General features: G+C 58.4%; 11 protein-coding genes and 2 pseudogenes. 4 read left to right on the top strand and 9 right to left on the bottom strand.

The features are described 5' to 3' along the window. Positions 1–490: 490 nt before the first annotated feature. Positions 491–973, bottom strand: a complete 483-nt coding sequence (locus tag F758_RS45065; protein WP_051387111.1) for a DNA ligase-like domain-containing protein — start codon at positions 971–973, stop codon at positions 491–493. Between the two features lie 472 nt (positions 974–1445). On the opposite strand from F758_RS45065, the gene F758_RS0132820 reads away from it, so the two are divergent. Beyond that, positions 1446–4052 (top strand): bifunctional diguanylate cyclase/phosphodiesterase, encoded by a 2607-nt coding sequence (locus F758_RS0132820; RefSeq protein WP_283805889.1) that lies wholly within the window; start codon positions 1446–1448, stop codon positions 4050–4052. Between the two features lie 430 nt (positions 4053–4482). Here the strand turns inward: F758_RS0132820 and F758_RS46745 are convergent, their stop codons facing one another. The 3 genes from F758_RS46745 to F758_RS0132800 all read right to left on the bottom strand — a co-directional run bounded on the left by F758_RS46745 (position 4483) and on the right by F758_RS0132800 (position 9884). Beyond that, on the bottom strand, positions 4483–5094 hold the full coding sequence (locus tag F758_RS46745; protein ID WP_024511858.1) for a lipase family protein: 612 nt from the start codon (positions 5092–5094) through the stop codon (positions 4483–4485). Between the two features lie 485 nt (positions 5095–5579). Further along, a complete protein-coding gene (locus F758_RS46740) occupies positions 5580–6197 on the bottom strand; it encodes a hypothetical protein (RefSeq protein WP_024511857.1) in 618 nt (205 codons plus the stop codon). Between the two features lie 735 nt (positions 6198–6932). Further along, positions 6933–9884, bottom strand: a complete 2952-nt coding sequence (locus F758_RS0132800; protein ID WP_024511856.1) for an EAL domain-containing protein — start codon at positions 9882–9884, stop codon at positions 6933–6935. 224 nt (positions 9885–10108) lie between these two features. On the opposite strand from F758_RS0132800, the gene F758_RS0132795 reads away from it, so the two are divergent. Next, positions 10109–10474 (top strand): methylamine utilization protein, encoded by a 366-nt coding sequence (locus tag F758_RS0132795; RefSeq protein ID WP_024511855.1) that lies wholly within the window; start codon positions 10109–10111, stop codon positions 10472–10474. Between the two features lie 5 nt (positions 10475–10479). On the opposite strand, the gene F758_RS0132790 is transcribed toward F758_RS0132795, so the two are convergent. From F758_RS0132790 to F758_RS0132775, 4 genes are all read right to left on the bottom strand, one after another. Continuing rightward, positions 10480–11427, bottom strand: coding sequence for a hypothetical protein (locus F758_RS0132790; protein ID WP_502689196.1), 948 nt, complete (start codon positions 11425–11427; stop codon positions 10480–10482). A 536-nt stretch (positions 11428–11963) separates the two neighbouring features. Further along, positions 11964–12989, bottom strand: a complete 1026-nt coding sequence (locus F758_RS0132785; protein ID WP_024511853.1) for a cytochrome-c peroxidase — start codon at positions 12987–12989, stop codon at positions 11964–11966. 348 nt (positions 12990–13337) lie between these two features. After that, complete coding sequence (locus F758_RS46735) at positions 13338–14009, bottom strand: nucleotidyl transferase AbiEii/AbiGii toxin family protein (RefSeq protein WP_024511852.1); 672 nt, start codon at positions 14007–14009, stop codon at positions 13338–13340. Beyond that, positions 13984–14277 carry a hypothetical protein gene (locus tag F758_RS0132775; protein ID WP_157450249.1) on the bottom strand — a complete coding sequence of 98 codons (294 nt, stop codon included), beginning with the start codon at positions 14275–14277 and terminating at the stop codon, positions 13984–13986. Before F758_RS0132775 ends, F758_RS46735 begins: the two co-directional genes overlap by 26 nt. A 560-nt stretch (positions 14278–14837) precedes the next feature. Between F758_RS0132775 and F758_RS51065 the strand changes: the two genes are divergently transcribed. Next, positions 14838–15095, top strand: coding sequence for a hypothetical protein (locus tag F758_RS51065; protein ID WP_024511850.1), 258 nt, complete (start codon positions 14838–14840; stop codon positions 15093–15095). A 140-nt stretch (positions 15096–15235) separates the two neighbouring features. Next, a pseudogene (locus tag F758_RS50005) lies at positions 15236–15527 on the top strand (transposase); the annotation flags it as partial. A gap of 905 nt (positions 15528–16432) precedes the next feature. Here the strand turns inward: F758_RS50005 and F758_RS48345 are convergent. Beyond that, positions 16433–17589: pseudogene (locus F758_RS48345) on the bottom strand (IS110 family RNA-guided transposase). Positions 17590–18092: the final 503 nt, after the last annotated feature.

Below are 18092 nucleotides of genomic sequence, written 5' to 3'. Positions count from 1 at the left end.
CTCCCGATCGCCGAGGTTCACTGACCACTTCCAACCATTCGGAGACAGCGTTCTGCGTACCCTAAACTCAATGCCACGGTATTCCATTTCCAAACCTTAAAAGAATGCATTGATAGTCGGTGCAAGTAGATCAACACATAGCGAAAGCCGCCAACGCCCAGCGAAGGTGATCTTTTGCTGTCGGGCCCTGGCCTCTTCGGCTGTCGCTACCGATTAGCTCCTAGTCTTCCGTCGTGTATTGGAGACCTTCTCTGGCGCAAATGCCGGAGAATGCGGACCGCGCATCAGTGGTTTCAAAGCAAAACGCTGTTCCTAGGTCCCTTCGTTCGGCATACCAATCCACTTTGGCATCGCGAGAAACGCGACATGCCTCCGCTCGCAGGCGATCTGCTTGCTGACCAACTGCTCGTACCACTACACATCGATAATTCATTTTCAAATTCGTCCTCATCATAAATCGGGTCGGGGCAGCGACTTTATCTCAGCTAAGTTAGCGGCATGCGCGGATCGGGAATGCTCGGTTGCAGACATTTGTCAGCGGAAAATGGCCGCCCGTGGCAAAATGGCAACACGCCTCGCGCCGCACGGATGTCACCCGAACGGGTCCGTCACCCGCCCCGTCGCCGGATGCCTGCGGTTCGTCACCTTGATCCAGTCTCGCGATTGCCCGGCGCGATACGGCCGATCCCGCCGCTTCGATACGAGTCCCAAAGTCCCCATGTTGCAGACAGCACGGAATAGGTTGGGGCCCGATCTCACCCTGCTCGAACGGCACAACGAAGATGCCATCCGGCGCGAGCAGGCGCACAAGGTTGGTCTTGCGCATGGTCGTTCGCAAGCCGCGCAGATCACCGCCATCGATGGCGAGAACGTCGAAGGCATAGAGCTGCACCTCGTGGTCGTGCTTACGCGAATGCAGCGCGTTGAAATCGGCGACACCGTCCACGCCCAGCACCACGGCCTCGCCCGTCAATCACGAACTGCTTGCGCCGGTTCTTTGCTCTCGACGATCCATCGATAGCGGCGGGTCCAGTTCAGTTTAGTCGTGCCGTTGTGCTGTCGTGTTGGACAGTGAAAGGGCTCGCTGTACCACGCGCGCCGGCAGCGCCATTGCCAAGTTCAAGGACAACGATTGCTGCCGTACATTGCAAGGAGGAGCGGATATCCTTCGCCGTTGCAGGCGTCGCATATGACCTCGTCCGAGTCCGGCAGCTTCTTAGTGCAAAGCACGGAGCATGCAACCCGAGCTATCCAGCCTGCAAGCCTCTGATTCCGCATGCTTTTAATTTATCGTCAACCCTCATTCATAACGCCTCCTTGTCTGATTTGCCGTAACCAGTGCTTCGTGAAGGCAGGGGCGGCCCATGAAGAAATTGCTTGCACGGGTGGCGCAGGGGAAATGGTCAACGGGCTCGACGAGTTCGTATCGGCTGCGCCACGGACCGATGGCTTGGCTGCTCTTTTGCGGGCTTGCGCTGATGGGCGCGATCGCCGCCGGCACTGCTGTCACCATCGAGAGATTCAGGGATAACGCGATCGAAAATGGGAAACGCGAGCTGCAAAGCGCGGTGCTGCTGTTGGCGCGCCACTTCGATCGGCAATTCGACGATTTTGCTGTTGTGCAAAACCAGATCGTGGAGGAGCTGAATTCTTACGGCATCGAGTCGCCCGACACCTTCCAGGGCGAAATGGCCACGCTTGCAATTCACCAGCTGCTGAGAGCGAAGACGAACGGCTGGACCGATTTTGCGGGAGCCCACGTGTACGATTCCAGAGGCACGCTCATCAACTCATCCCAAAGCTGGCCCGTTCCAGACGTCCGGATCGCGGACCGCGCCTATTTCAGCAAGTTGAGAGAGAATCCGGCGCGTTCTCTCGAGATCGAAGTCGTGCCCACCAGCCATTTTTCTGGCGGCTCGGCCATCGTCTTCGCGAGACGGGTGTCCGGCCCGCACGGAGAATTCTTGGGTGTCGTAACCCGCGCAATGACGCCGAAATCGCTAGAGAGCTACTTTGCCTCGGCGGATCTGGGCCCTGAAGCCTCGATCGCGTTGCATCATGTGGATGGCGCCTTGCTGGCGCGGTTCCCACACGTGCAGTCGCTATTAGGCCAGAACTTCAGGAAAGGCTCCGCAGCGCAAAGGGCCGTGTTCGAGCGGGCGGATTTTGCGGGTCGGCTGACCAGCCCGATGGATAGCAAAGACCGGCTCATCGCATCCCGGATATTGACCGGCTATCCCCTCGTGATCGTAGCGACGAAGAGCGTGGACTCCGCATTGGCGGCTTGGCGTTCGGAAACGAAGTTCTTCGTCGCCCTGGCAGGGTCCGCGATTCTGGTGATCGCGTTGACGCTCTACCTGATCTTCCGGCAAATCGCGCACGAACTTCTGACTGACAAGCGGCGGCTGGACACGGCGATCAACAACATGAGCCAGGGACTGCTCTTGTTCGATTCCTCGCAGCGGCTGATCGTGTGCAACAAGAAATATCTGGATATGTACGCGCTCTCTCCGGATGTCGTTAAACCGGGCTGCGACTTTCGTGACGTGGTGCGCCATCGCAAGGCAACGGGATCTCTGCGCGAGGACGCGGACAGATATTGCGACGACATATTGCGTAACAGATACAGCGCCAGCACAGCCGTCGTCGAGACCTCCGACGGGCGGCTCGTTCAGATCAGCAGCGAACCCGTGCCCGACGGCGGCTGGGTGGCCACGCACGAGGACGTCACGGAACGCGTGCGGTCACAGGAGCGAATTGCCCACCTGGCTCATTATGACGTTTTGACCGACCTGCCTAACCGAATCCTGTTCCGCGCACAGGTCGAACGCAAGCTTGCCGATCTCGGGCCGGGAAAGCAGTTCGCGATCCTCTATGTCGATGTGGACGAGTTCAAATCGGTCAACGACACGTTGGGACATCTCGTAGGCGACGAACTCCTGAAGTCAATCGCCGCGCGCCTGCAAGCTTGCGTCGATCCGAGCGATCTGGTCGCGCGACTTGGTGGCGACGAATTCGCCGTCGTCAAGTCCGGTTTCGAAGACGTCGCGGAGCTTGCGACACTCGCCGAAGACATTCATCGAGCCATACGAAATCCGTCGGACTGCTTGGGCCAGGAAATCTGCGCAGACGCGAGCATCGGGATCGCCATCGCGCCCGACCACGGCACGGAGCTGGAAGCGCTGCTCAAGCACGCCGATTTGGCGATGTACGCCGCAAAGGCGGGCGGACGTCGCACATACCGGTTCTTCGCGCCGGAAATGGACGCCCGCATGAAGGCCAGGCTGAGGCTCGAAACGGACCTAAGGCATGCGCTGCGCCACGGCAATTTCGAGATCCATTACCAGCCACTCGTCGATCTCGCCACGAACGCGGTGACCGGCTGCGAAGCGCTGCTGCGCTGGCGGCACGCCGAGCGCGGCATGATCTCACCCGCCGAGTTCATCCCGGTGGCTGAGGAGACGGGCCTCATCAACGAACTGGGCGAGTGGGCGCTGAGGCGCGCCTGCGTGGATGCCGCCGCCTGGCCGCCTGGAATAAGGCTCGCGGTCAACGTCTCGCCCGTTCAGTTCAAGTCCGAAACCTTGGCCTTGAAGGTAGCGTCCGCGCTAGCGGATTCGGGACTGTCTCCGGAGCGTCTCGAACTCGAGATCACGGAGGCGGTGCTCATCCGCGATGATGACGAGGCGCTCGCAATCCTCAGGCAGTTGCGAGAACTCGGCGTCCGCATCGCGCTCGACGATTTCGGGACCGGCTACTCGTCACTGAGCTACTTGCAGCGCTTCCCCTTCGACAAGATCAAGATCGACCGCAGCTTCATCACCAATATTGCGGAAGTGGACGGCTCATCGCCGATCGTCCAAGCTGTCGTCAGCATGGCTTCCGCGCGCAGGATGACCACCACGGCCGAGGGCGTCGAAACCGAGCGGCAGCGCGAAATCCTATGCCAATTGGGTTGCAGCCAGATGCAGGGATATCTGTTCAGCCCGGCCGTTCCGGCCCACAAGCTCCAGAGTCTGCTGGCAGCGGGTGCATCCTCAGCCGCAGCATAACGCGCGATAAGTGCTGGCAATCACGGATCCTGGATAAATTCGGCGAGGCGTCGATTCGCGCGCCAGAGCCGGAATTCGTTCCTAGCGCCGTGCTTCGCCTAGAAGCTTGCCGGTCTCCGCGCTGACAAAGTGGAGCCGAGCGCATGCAGGGCACACCAACTGCCGATACGAGCCCTTTGGCTCGTCCGGCGCTTCGGCAAGCCAGTGCTGGACTTGCATACCGGTATTGGGACACTTGATGAGGACGGGTCGACCCATGCCCCACAAGATGAGAGGGCGCGGCCCGAAAGAAAACTCCGGATCATTCCGTAGTCACTGATCGGCAGAGGCCGCAGCGATGTCAGAATCCCCGGTCAGTCGTGCGTCGCCGGCCCCGTGATTTTCCGGTCCTGCAAATTTGTCCGAGTTCAACTAAGATTGTTCCCGTTTCTCAGCTCGAGTATTTCAATCGATGATTGCCTCCAAGCCAGTCTGCACAGGCTGTGACGTCGAGCGCCGTCCGACCATCAGCGTTCCGATCACCCAAGAGTACGTCATCACCACCTACGAATGCCCGCAGTGCAAAGGGGTGCTGCGGCTCGTTGAAGATCGTCCCACGATAGCGGTCGGAAACGCGGATGGACACGCGGACACCCGCCCCTTGCCGCCGCACTCCTTGCAGGGCTCCGGATAGATACTTCGGCCGGGAGCGATCACCTGCACGGAGGGTATCCCTTTCCGTCGCACGCGTCGCACTTGATCTCGGTGGTCGCCACCTGTCGGTGGTCAGCTTCTCAACGTGTACCGACGCGAACCTGCCCGCAAACGCCTTGAGCAGATCGGCAAGGCTCGAACCCGTATGTGGCGTTGCCAAAAAGAATACTCCGACGCAGCTTTCGTCAATGCTCGTCCAAGAGGCGTCCCTCGATTCTGCTGCTGTTCTCATCATTTGCTTGACGAGAAGGCCGCCCAAGCTATGACAGATGAAAACGATCGGACGCGCACCGAACGAATAACCGGCAAGCAGTTCGAGGGTGCTTTTCGCACGCTCGTGCAGGCTCATTTCCTTTTTGGCCCACTGTGCGGACACGCTGGCGGGATAGCCTAGCGTGTAGAAGCTGAGTGAGGGCAGGTCCGCCGCGAGCCACTGTGGCCAATACCCGCCCTCCGGCTCGCTCGCGACAGAGGAAGTCTAGGTGTCTACCGGGTCGCCCGTGAGACCGTGAACAAAGATAACAAGCACAGCAATCTCGTTCAGAGACAGCCGCAAAATGAAATGCGCCCGACAATACAGCCCCACTTAGCTCCCTCGCCACATCTTTAGACGCAATCCCCTAGGATTGCAAAGTGTCGGAACATGGTCGAGAAGCGGGTCGGCCGGGTCCAAATTGTCGGCCTTGATAGGCTGAGACCCGGGACGGCGGCAGATTGGACCGGCGCATACAATGCTGCGGTCGGCGAGGCTAAATTGTGCACGGCGATCTATGCGCTCGTCTCCGCGCGAAGCCTTTGGATTGTCCGGTGTCCCTCAGTGTGCTTAGCCCCGCCCTATCCACAGCTCACGTAGAAGTCCTCTCGCAATTTTGCGACGATCTGCGGCAGCATTTCGCGATACATCGTAGCGTTCTTGAATGAACTCGAACCTGGCGCGAAGGTGATCATCGCGTTCCAAGGATGAAGGCCATACACCGTGATCGACACGCCGTTCTTTGGGAATCCTTCGATCTGCCGAAACGCGGCAAGGATAAGGTTTTGAAGATGCTCTGGACTGGTCCCGCGCTTTTGGGCGGTTGAAGTGGTCCGATCAGGTGGCTTGAATCGGACTACTTCCGACGCTTTCGGCGCATCTGGAGGCTCAGCTGCATTAGCTGCGGGGACGGGGGCCCTTCCGCCGAGAACTTGGCCCAGGACTGCAAGAAGCCCATTCTCTTTCTTTCCAAGCTCAGTCACGTCCTGCGCCCGCTGAGGTCTTTCATGTCCCGCCTCTTTCAAGGTTCGGGTTATGATGGCTTCAAATAACGCAATGCGGCAATCAAGTTGCCATAGTTCGACGTCGTTGTTGTCAACAAATTGCTCGGCACGTTCTCTTGCTTCCTGCTCGTCGGCACATTGCACGCTTATGACGCGGCGGTATTGAGCCAAAAGGTAAGCTCGGTAATGCGGCATCCCGACGCCGCTGGTGAGAATAATTCAGCACGGGGCGTGGCACCACGGGAATTTGGTTGGGGAGGTCTCTTTCGACAGCATGGCGTGCTGGTGATCGCGGTTTGCGCCTCCTACTTCCCACGCCCGGTCGCTCTCGTAGAGCGAGCACCATCAGCTCGTCGCAGTTTCGCGCAGCAACAGGGGAATGTTGAACATTGCACGCAGTGTCGGTCCTCAGTTGATGTTGCACGGCTGCTTTGGCGAGGAGCCTGACCGCCGCCCGAATACCGCTATGGGCCGATCCTGCTGCCAGAGCTCCGCATCGCGATCCCCCGCCATTCGCTGGCGGCTTCTTTCACGGCACCGTCATCGCAGGATTCCAGATCAATGCTCAAAATTTGCCCCTGCTCGTCCAGAAGGTAGACGCGACAATGCTGCATTTCGAATGTTAAGGCCGCAGTTGCATGAAGATGCGTGGGAGGAGCGCGCCGAAGTATCCGTCGCTGAACAACAGGTCAGCAACGTAAAGGGTTGTGACGGCAACGCGCTGCTACGGGATTTTCATCGCAGCCTCCGCTTAGAGCGACGACCCCATGTAGATAGCAACCGAGTCGCTTCGTCGGGCGCCCTTACGATCACACCCCACAGCTCTTAGGCCGCATCTTCACCGACAGCATGGCCGGGTGGTGGTTAGGATCTGACCTGATTGCACGGCCTCGAATCTTCTACGGCTTCCGAAATACTTCGGCATCCTTGCTAACTGGCCATTGCATTCCTTAGGTCATCTCTGTTGATGCCGCTTGTCAACGTCAAAATCATTGCTGCCACCTCAGTGGCGGGGACTGGACGGCTGAGCAAGAAACCTTGCGCCTCGTTGCAGCCTTCCGCGCGCATCTGGTTCAGCTGTTCAATCGTCTCGACGCCCTCCGCTGTTGTCGTCATACCAAGGCTCTTGCCGAGACTGATCACGGCTCGGACGATCAATTTCGATCCGCTGGTCGCCGTTGCGTCGCGGACGAACGATTGATCGATCTTGAGCTTGTCAAAAGGAAAACTGCGCAGATAGCTTAGGGAGGAATAGCCAGTACCAAAGTCGTCCAACGCGATACGCAGCCCCTGCGCCTTCAGCTTATGCAGTGTTGCAAGCGTCTCGGCGCTATTCGAAAGGAGAACAGACTCGGTGATCTCGAGTTCAAGTCGGTGTGGGGATAGTTGTGATGCAGCGAGTGCGTTTTCTATGATCTTAACAAAGTCCGAATCACGAAACTGAACCGCAGAGACATTGACTGCAAGCTTGATCTCGTTCGGCCAGCTGGCTGCTTGCTCGCAGGCATGGTTGAGGACCCATTCACCAAGTCGCGTGATGAGACCGATTTCTTCTGCGATCGGGATGAACTGGTCCGGTGACACCAGCCCTCTTATTGGATGGCGCCAGCGCAACAATGCCTCGAAGCCGCTGATCCGGTCCAGGCGCAGGTCGTAAAGCGGCTGGTAGAACAAAACGAATTCGTCTTTGCTCATTGCCTCGCGAAGATCGAGTTCTAGAGCCCGGCGTCGCTGCAGGCTCGCGTCCATCGCCGGCTCGAAAAACCGCCAGGTTCCCCGACCATCCATCTTGGCCCGGTACAATGCCATGTCCGCATTCTTCAGAAGCTTTTCACCGGTCGTGCCGTCGCCCGGCGCCAGCGAGATTCCGATGCTGCACCCAGTCACAAAGCGATGGCCGCTCAATTCATAGGGTGCCCCGACACACTCCACAATACGGCGAGCGAGATGTTCGGCATCAGCGGCATTTTCGACGTCAGCCTGTATGATCGCAAATTCGTCGCCGCCCAGACGAGCAACCGTGTCAATTTCTCGGACGCAGGCGCCCAGTCGGTCGGCGACCTCGCAGAGCAGCTCATCACCTAACGGGTGGCCCAGGGTGTCATTGACCTGTTTGAAGTTATCGAGATCCAGACAGAGCACCGCAAAGCCAGAACCCCGGCCAGCTTCTGCGATCGCCTGTACAAGGCGCTCCGCCAACAATGACCGATTGGGCAGCCTAGTCAGAGCATCATGGCGAGCCATGAATGCGATTCGAGATTCGGCTCTCTGTTGTTCGGTCACATCCTCAGTAGTCACAAGCCTACCACCGTCAGATGTCGCTCGGTAAGCAACGGAGATGATACGTCCGTCGCTGAGGTGCTGCAAATAATTGCCACCCCCGTTATCGGTTAGCAGCCTTTCGTGCTCCGCCAGCAAATCGGCTAGCGTCTGGTTGCCATGATTTCCGGCGGCAACGCTTAGGCTGAGAATGTCTTCGAACGCCATGCCAGTCACAACAAGCTCAGGCGAAATATTGAAGATCTCACAGAACCGACGATTGACCACCTGCAGCCGTGCCGCACTGTCGTAAAGGCACAGACCTTGTGACATATGCGTGAGCGCGGCATCGAGCTTCAGATTCGTAGCATGCAATTCTGATTCCTGCCGCTTTAGAGCGCTGATGTCGCTATAGACAACGATGACGCCGCCTTCCTGCGTCGGACTTCGGCTGACGCGCAGCCAGCGCCCATCTGGGAGCTGGGCTTCGCTCGCTGATCCATCGACGTTGCTATCGAAAGTTTGATTCATCATTCCTGCGGCCGTCGAGCCTGCGCCGATGGGCTCGGACTGGAGACTCGAATCCAAGAGCTGCGGGGAGCTGCGGATGAACTCGCTGGCCCGCGAGTTAGCGAGGGCGATCCGACCGTCCGCATCCAGCAGCACGACGCCTTCGCGAGAATTTTCGAGAGCATCGGAAAGCCTCGCTTGCGCTGAACGCCGTTGCGACACCTCTCGATCAACCATCGTCCTGATGTTGTCCCGCATCATTCCCATTGCGGTGAGGAGGGTGCCGAGCTCATCGCTGCCGCCCTCGGGAATATCGGCGTTCAAATCACCATCAGCGATACTTCTTGCCGCCTTCGACGCGATCGCGACAGGCCCAATGATGCGACGCGCCAATAACCACGAGAAAAGGCAGGACAGCGAGAGGGCAACAGTCAGCCCTGTCACGTTGAGCTGCAGGTCCCTTCTGATCGTTGCGAGCGCGTGCTGCCGGAATAGAAAGCCATCGCCAGCCGTATAGTTGACCAGCAACTCGATCTGCTGGTTCACGATCTTGGAATACCGATCAACGTCGGCGGTCGGCGAATCCGGAACGTTCGTTTCCCCCTTCGCGGTGTTCTCCTTGTACGCTTCAAGCGCTTGGTGATGAAGCGCCATCCAGGCGTTCGCCGCTTGCTGAACTTTGATGGCAGCCTTTGCTGCGCGTGCAGATTGCGACCGCTCCGCTGCAACTGTCAGATCTTCCGAAAGCGTTTTTGCCCACCGATCAACTTCATCATCGAGCCTTGCACGGGCCACTGGATCACTTGTAGTGAGGCGTTGTGCCGACGCGACGCGCATTGCGGCGAAATCCGCGCCAGCCGCGCGTGCGTAGTTGATCGACATCAGCGATTCATCGAAGGTCCTGGCGACCAAGTCCCCAGCGTGGCGGATTCCCAGCGTGGCGTAGCCGCCGAGGGCCGCCGCAATGGCGGTCATCAAAAGACAAAAGACTAGGATTTGCGCTCGTATGGAACGCTTTGCTAGGGCAACGCGGGAAAAGCGACCGCTCACGTCTCGAAACGTCGCGAGGCCCCCTGTCTTCCGATTGACAAAGCAATTGACGAAAAAGCTCATGTCCGCGCTTTTCGCTCTAATTAAGAAATTGGAAACTGTGCTCTGCGCCGCCCGGCAGACTGCCAGCGCAAGGGTATCGGCTACCTGAAATTGCTTTTCATAATGACTGGAACCGATGCTGAAATCGTTAAGACCAGCTTGCAATAATCGTCATGCCAGGTAATCCCGGCATCACGCTTTCGGATCACCCGAAGCGTAATGCTCATCTTTCAAGTGGAGCTGAAATGCAATCATGGCTGTTGCGCGGTGTGCGTGTTGGCAAATCAGTTGGTGCCCTAATGACCGCAGCAATTGTTGCGGGCGTGCTCACAGGAGCCGCTTTAGGCGCAGGCCCGTATCTCATCTCGCAAAAGGACCGAGAATTTAGCCCCGGGGACATTGCGATCAAGCGCGGCGAGACTTTACGATTCTTTAACGATGACGGCGAGCTCTTGCATCACGCGTACTTGAGCTCCGACACCTTCAATTTTGATTCCGGCGATCAACAACCGGGCAGCAAGTTCGACGTCATCTTTCCCGTGCTCGGCGATTACATGGTACTGTGCGGCATTCATCCGAAGATGAAGCTAATTGTGCACGTTACCAACTAGCGACCTTAGAGGATCGATGTGCCGAAAATTGCGGCATGACCGACATAATAGGCAAGGAGAGTGACTGTCAGCGCTGCGGAGAGCCCGACGGGAGCGAGCCAAGGGCGACGGCGGTCGCTCTCAACGGGCCGGTTGTCACAGACGATCGCGAACAAGAGGGCGATGATCATCGAGTGTCCGATGGTGTCAAGCTTCCCGAATTCGAAACAGGCGCTGATGAACATTCCCGCAAGCACGGCCGCCGCGCAGCGCCGGACAAGGGGCGTCCAAATCAAAGCGAAAGCGAGTGTGAATTCCACCATTCCTGCGGCGCGCATATAGAATTCACTATCGAATCCAAGGCTGAGACCCGGGTGCCCGATAAAAAGCGGGAAGCTCCATTCCGGATAGGCCCACTTTTCGACCGAGGCCCACATCAACGTCACCGCGGTCGCGTATCGTGCGATGTCGAGCGGCGGAATACCGAACAGTTCCTTCTCCCGCAGCCCGACGAGAGCAAGGTAGGCGGCTATGCCCAGAAATATCGGATAGTCGGCAAGATGGAAGGCGCCGTAATCCCGTACGGCAATCCCGAACAAAACGACTATCCCCGCCGCCGAGAGAGGCAGTGCGCGTCGCGATAGCATGCCCGCAGCGATTGCGAACTGCAAAAGTCCTGCGAGAGGTGACGTCGTTTTCAATTCGGGGGTCAGCAAGATGCCCCCCGCAGCCCAAATCGAGATGAAGAAAAAACCGCAGGCAGCACGGATCATTCCCTCGGTGCGCAACCGCAATCCGCAGGTCGCGCGGTTGAGGGCGCGCGTCATCGCTTCGCCCACGGCGGTGCGCTCAACCAGGCAGCCCGCAAAGAACCACAGCAGGGCAGTGCCAAGAAGCAGCTCGAAATCCTGACACAGGACATTTTCAAGCCCTCTGGGTTGCCCGGCAACGTCATAAGCACAGAACCACTTCACGTGGGCGCTGGCATCCCGCGTCCCTACAACGCAAAAAGCAAACGCCACAAAGTATTTGAAAGCATGGGAGAATCTGCCGGATGTCGAGACAACATCCCGTCCCCAACCACTGAACATTCCAATAACTGCCCGCCCATTAACGACTTGTTCAACTTATCTTAGATTTTAGCATTTTGCGCTGCGCCGGCAGCTAGAGGCTGTTTCGTGGTTAACGGCGCCCACGCTGCGGCGTCTTTTCATGACCCTTGTTACAAGCCATTCAGATTTTACCGATTTTCGCCACGGCGCCTCAATTCGATCTGTCGTAGTCGAGGCCAGACAAAACTCGAATTGGAGCCAGGCGTATGTTCGGAGTTCTAAGTGCTGTAACGGTTGCGATGGGCTCCGCACTTACGTTCGGAGCAAAATTGTATCCATCACGCACCGAGACCTTGGAGACCTGCGCTGGCGCGCTTCTTCTCCTCGGGTTCGGCTTGCTGGGATCGGCATTGCCGCACCTGTCGTGACCGGCTTCCGACTGCAATCCGATCAGGCCCTCACCGCGGTAACATTGGCACGGCCGAAACCGATGAGGACGCGGTAAGCGTTTGAAGGAAGGCGACCAGGTCGCTCTTCTCGCTCGCGGTAAGAGACAAAGGTTTTATCGATAGCGAGCGGCTTGGGCGGTCGATCCCGCCTTTATCGTACAGGTCTATGACATCGGCCAAGGTCGCGACCGATCCGTTGTGCATATAGGGCGCGCGGCGCGCGACATCGCGCAGCGTTGGCGTCTTGAACGCGTACCGCAGCTTTTGTGATGTTGGAAACAACCGCCCGCGTCCGATATCGTCGCCCTTGGCGATGCCGATATCCTGAAATGATCCATCCGTGAAAGACGGTCCACTGTGACAAGCGGAGCAGTGCGCCTTGCCATTGAAGATGTCAAAGCCGCGTTTTGCCGCCGCGCTGATGGCGGTTTCGTCCCCCATAATCCAGCGGTCGAATGGTGACTCGCCGGCGACGATGGTGCGCTCAAATGTCGCCAGCGCCGCTTCGATCCGGGGCCGTGTTATCGCGCCGTCTCCAAATGCATGGGCGAATGCTTCGACATAAGCCGGGATAGCGGAGAGACGTGCAGTCAATTCTAATTCGGTAAGATTCATGTTGGCCGAATTCGTGATCGGACCAAACGCAACCGATTCGAGGTTCTTGAACTTCCCGTCCCAGCCCAACGGCTCCGTGAAGGCCACATCGATCAGTGTCGGCGCGCGAAGCGGCAGCCCTTTCGGATCCTCGCCGACTGCATGTGAAAGGCCATCCCCCCATGAAAGGGATGGATTGTGGCATGTCGCGCATGAACGAGTTTTGGACCTCGACAGCAACGGATCAAAAAAAAGCATTTGTCCAAGCGCGGATTTCGCATCGGAGTACGGATTGCTGCTCGGAAATGGGATAGCCGCTGGCCGACGATAATTGGCGCGGATGTGCCCGAGCTCGCCTGGCTCTCCCGCCGCGGCCAAGGCAAATGACAGCCCCAGAGGCAAGCATACCGCGAGCAATGTCAGGCTGACCCAATGTCTCATGGGGGTCCTCGGACCAGATGCTGGCTCCGTATATGCACACCCATGTTCAAGGAAGCCTTAACAAACCGACCCACACGACGGTGCCCGATCAAGGGTCTCGCTCCGCTGCCAAGCGCTCGTCTCGTCGGCATGCGCGGGAAATGCTGCCCATCGTCTGTCTCGACGGAGCAGTGCCGGGGGCCTATCTTCGTCGGCAAAAGTTGGTCCCCTATGAGTTTGTCCCCTAATGGGGGCAAAGTAGGTACTAGCCTGAGACAAACAAAACTCCGCCGACAACGGCGGGTTTTTCGATTAGGGGCCAATGGGCCGCCTAGTCGACGTGCTGGCCCGACGCCTCGGCACGCGATTTCAACTACGCTGCATCCCGTTGTTCGGTTCGGCTTCATTTTTTGGGATCAGATTCCGAATCTCCGCGAGAGCTTCCAGTGCAACATCGCAGGATTTGTAGATGAATTCCTCGCCCCGCGAAATTGAGTTAATCAGCTTTCTCATTTCCGATTGATACTGGCGCTTCGCAAGATTCAACCTGTTCAGAGCGGACGACACGACGTGATCGGTGACTGCCGGACATTGTGCAATCTCCCGTAGAGCCGAACGATCATACAAGTAGATCGAGGCAAGATCGAAGGTGTCGCGCGCCGTGTATGTCGATGCTCGATAGACTAAAATTTTGGTCGCGATTTCTGCAGACCGCTCCGCAGCAATGGAGCGGTCGCCAAACTTCATTTGATACGTTGGATTATCGATGTACGATGGGGCGTTCAGAAAATCGATCTCACCAACGTCGCGCAGAATGAGTTTCAGATACTTGCCTGGCCATTGCCACGTATCGCAAAGCGAGTTCGTCACCGGGTTGATATTGGGCGCGAGATTCTTCAAGACAGTGCTTGAATCCGAGAAAATATCAATGTCGTAGCTGATCCGATGACCCAGGATCTGCGCCAAGGCAGTGCCGCCACCGAACGTCCAGGATCCGGGCCCGCCCTCCACACTATCAAGTGCGATCAGCGCTTTCTGCATGAGATCTTCCCACCTCGAAGGAAGCCATCTCCCTGATCCATCTTTCATTCTCGGAGTCCGTGACCTCCCAGGTGTCGATTGCCTTCAATAGATCGTCGAACGACACGAAATGATCGACGACGAGATTGTGAATCACGGAAACATCGACCTCATCAAACAACGCTTGCACGTACACGCGCCATTTTTGTTCGAAATTTTGGCCTTTCAGACATGCCAGCAAAGTGTCTTCGTCGATGCGGAAGGGCATCGGCGTGTTGATCGTGGTCACGGCTGCAGTCAGGTTCTCGAACGCACTCTTCGACATCCTCGCAATATGGTGCCATTCGGAGAAAGCCTCAACCGGCGCCCCGTTTCGTCGTTAACTCGCGGCACGCGGGTCTAAGTCATTGATAACGGGAACTTTTATTTGCCCGCCAAGATGACGGCGGCGCTTGACCCTAGAGCGAACGGTCCTTTCCGAGTCGTTCGGAAGAGCTTGAATTAGGGGACGCACTTTGCCCGGCAATCCTCCGATTTCGCCAGTCCCATGGAATTCAGATTTTGAGAATCCAACGGCTTACAGGGCACTCGGGGACTTACTTTGGTCGGTGCTGCAGCCGTGTGCAGCGACGGGCAAAGTACGTCCCCTACAGGTATGTCCGGTTTTGGGGGCAAAGTTGGTCCATTAACCTGGAACAAACAAAACCCCGCCGGCGACGGCAGGGTTTTCAGTTCAGGAAGTGTGCTGCGCCGGGTCAGCCGGCTCCAGGCCGGCGTCGAAGCCTTTCTTGAGCACTTGCGCGATACCTACCCCTATTCGCGGTCAGGCAACGAAGGGCCGCAGCCCTGGTGGGGCGCATCTACCAGGTGCTGGAGTTCGGACGGGAGGATAAGGCCTACGATCCGCTGCGGGACCTGGTCGGCAGCTTCATCCGGACGCGCCTGGCGGTCGGCCCCGGCGACGTCGTGTTCGGCAAACTGGTCGATCAGCGAGACCAAGCTCCACCCGAAGCGTCTCCGATCACCCAATTGGTGTCCCACGGAAAAACGGGCCTCACTTTCCGCGCTATCTTCTTTGAGATCAGGCCGATGAACCTCCAGCCATAGACGCCTGTGACATTGGCGATACACCAGCATTTTCGATTTCGAAAGAAGCCTCATCTTCGATCTCTCAGCGTATAAATTAACAAACTCCCCGCGGCGGAGCTCGACAATCAAGCACGCCCACAAGCTCGCGCCAGACCTTCGAATTCATCCGCCGCTTCCTCATCCACGTCCTGCCAAAAGGCTTGCATCGCATCCGCCACTACGGCCTGTTCGCCAAAGGCTCTTGCGCTGGCAACATCGCCCGCGCGCGGGAGCTGCTCGCCGTTGCAAAACCTGACGGCCAGCCTACGAGTGCCGCCGTCGATCCCGGCAAGCCGAGTTGTCCCTGCTGCGGCGGTCGCATGATCATCATCGAGGTGTTCGCGCGCGGTGCAACGCCACGGCATCAGCCGACAGCCCCAACGAAACCGCATCAGGGTCGACACCTCATGACGGCGTCACAGTCCCCTAAATCCGTTCGCCGTGCTCGCTGCCTCTCGACCAGCCACGACAAGGCACGCTCTGATATCCGCCGCCCGCCGCAAATCGTCCGACGACCTATCGAGATCGACGCCGTCGGTCGCTCATTCGGCAGCCGCTTCACCGTTGCACAACTCGTTGCCTCGGCTCGATCCAAATCAGCCAGCTCGCCCGCGGCGCTCAAATCCCCATAGCCGCCTGCGGCACGGCCTTACGTCCCTTGAGCGCGGTTTCCTCCCTTGGAGGCTTTCGGACGCCGGCCGCCGAGCACGCGGCGCCGTTCCTCAAGCGGCCGGCATCCGAAACCCTTGTATGGGGCCTATTGGTGTCAAGGAGAGAGTGTCGGTGCTGTTGAGTCATTTTGTCACGTCACCAGATTGCATTTGCGGCATGGACAGCCCCTTGCTCGGCAGCGCTGAGCGGTCAAGCCCCAAAGCCGCTTGCGGCGCGCCGAAGGCGCGGGGCTTGACGGCGAATGCGCGGTCCGAGCTATCATAATTGTTGCCGCGACGTAGCAAGGTCATTCGGCGCTGTTCGCGGCACTGTGGATCGCTATTGCGGGGGCCTCTCTCCTTTCACCGATGTAAGTAGTCTTGCAGCCTGAAGATCGGCACGACTGATCCGAGCGGAGCTTGCCATCGGGGCGCGGAAGTCGCGCCACAACCTTGTATTCGGTCGATCCGTGTGTGGATCGCACCATGATGCAGTTATGCGCATCGTCGGCGAAGCTCCGGGGCGGCAGACCCAATCTTCACAGCGGCATTTGAAGCCATGGGTTTTACGTCGGGACACCGCCACCTCGGATTTTGTCGGCAGCCCTCCTTGCATGAGGCTGCCAAACCGTTTGTCCTATGGTTGCTCTCCTTCCATGCTGTCGTTCATGACGCTGGACGTAACACGACGCCCTGCGGAACTTCGCCCCTTGTAACGAGACGCCAGAGGGCGATGAGCAGCTTGCGCGCCAGTGCCACAATCATCGTCTTGCGTGTGCTGGCGCGTCCGTCGGCGGTTCGCGCCGCGAACCATCGGGCCAGGGCGCTGTTCTTTTGGAGCCTGACAAAACGCCAAGCCAGCTGGATCATGCCGCTGCGGACGCGGACATTGCCAGCGCGCGCAAGACCCCGTTCGCGTCGACGGCTGCCGCTCTCGTCGGGCGAGGAGGCCGGCGTAGCGAGCGACGGCTTTGCGATCGCGCCAGTGACGCGAGAAGATCTCGTTGACCAGCATGTCTGCCGTTTCGACACCAGCGCCAAGGACGCGAGCAATCAGGCAGACCATCGCGTCCGCGCTTTTAGGAGCCACCGCGAGCTTGCGCTGGCGTTCCTGTTCGACTGCGCGGATCTGGTCGCGTACGAAGCGTAGCGGCGCGAGATGGCGGCGCAGCTCCAAAAGTGTGTTCTGTGGCAATGGCGTGCCTTCCGCCGTGCGCCAATCTTCAAGCCCTTCGGTAAGCTTGCGCATGGTCGGCCGTAAAGAGCGAATGCCGAAGCGGGAAAATATCGCCTTGATCTGGTTGATAATCCGCGTTTGCTCAGTGACCAGATTCTGGCGCTCGCGGTTCGGTCGCCTCGCGTCCTCCTCCTCGATCGTCGGGATGGCCACCATGCTGCAATGGCGCTTCTCGCTGCGCAGCCAGCCGAGAAAAACGCGCATCAGAAGTTCCGTATCGATCGGTCTTTGCGCGCCGGTGTTCGCGCGACACCGCGATGCTGGTAGGATGGATGACGTAAGCCTCAACATCGCGCGCCCGCAGCCAACGCGCCAGCCAGAACCCGTCGCGACCAGCCTCAAAGGCAACGACGATACGCTTGATATTGCGCCCAGCCTGGTCGGCTTCCTGGCGCCAACGATGCAAGAGCTTCAGCAGCGTTTCCTCGTGGGCATCGAACTTCTTAACGGGTTGGCGTTCGATGCCGGGAACAAGCGCCGCAACCAGCCACTTCGTTTGACTCATCTCAATCACGGCGACGATTGTGCTATCTTGCTCGAGAGCGGTGAGCGATCTGCTCGCGTCAAAACGAAAATGTTGCGACATGGGTGAGCTCCATCGGTAGCCGTTGAACAGCGACCACGGTGCCATGTCCTCGCCACTCGCCCCATAGCATCTTCACAGAAACAGACGTGGCTTGAGCACCGAAAGCGCTTTCCAGAGATACCGCACAACGCCCGAGAGAGCTAATGACGTTAGTTTCAAAGTCAGATTGCAGCCCCGGCCAGCAAGAAAGCGACGCCAAGCGCGACCAGCGCAAGTCCAGGCCAATTCGATCTGATTCCAAAGCCGCTCGCCGGTCTTTCAGGTTCCAGGGTGTCANCGGGTGGCCCAGGGCGCAGTCGTCTTCTACCACTTAGTCGGCCTCGCCAGATCGGCTGATACGCCATCTGGAGCACGCCGCCGATAACTAGGAGCACACCAAGCAAAATGAGTGTCATGCTCGTCTCCCGCACAATGAATGGCCGGGAGAGTGTCTTTCGCAGACGGGCACCGGCCATTCTGGTTGACCGTCTCTTACATCCGGCCGGTGCTCTCGGCCATATCGT

Origin of the sequence: Bradyrhizobium sp. ARR65, from assembly GCF_000472385.1 — a bacterium.
GTDB lineage: Bacteria > Pseudomonadota > Alphaproteobacteria > Rhizobiales > Xanthobacteraceae > Bradyrhizobium.
Note: the sequence above shows the minus strand (reverse complement) of the source record. Positions and strands in the feature narration are given on the sequence as shown.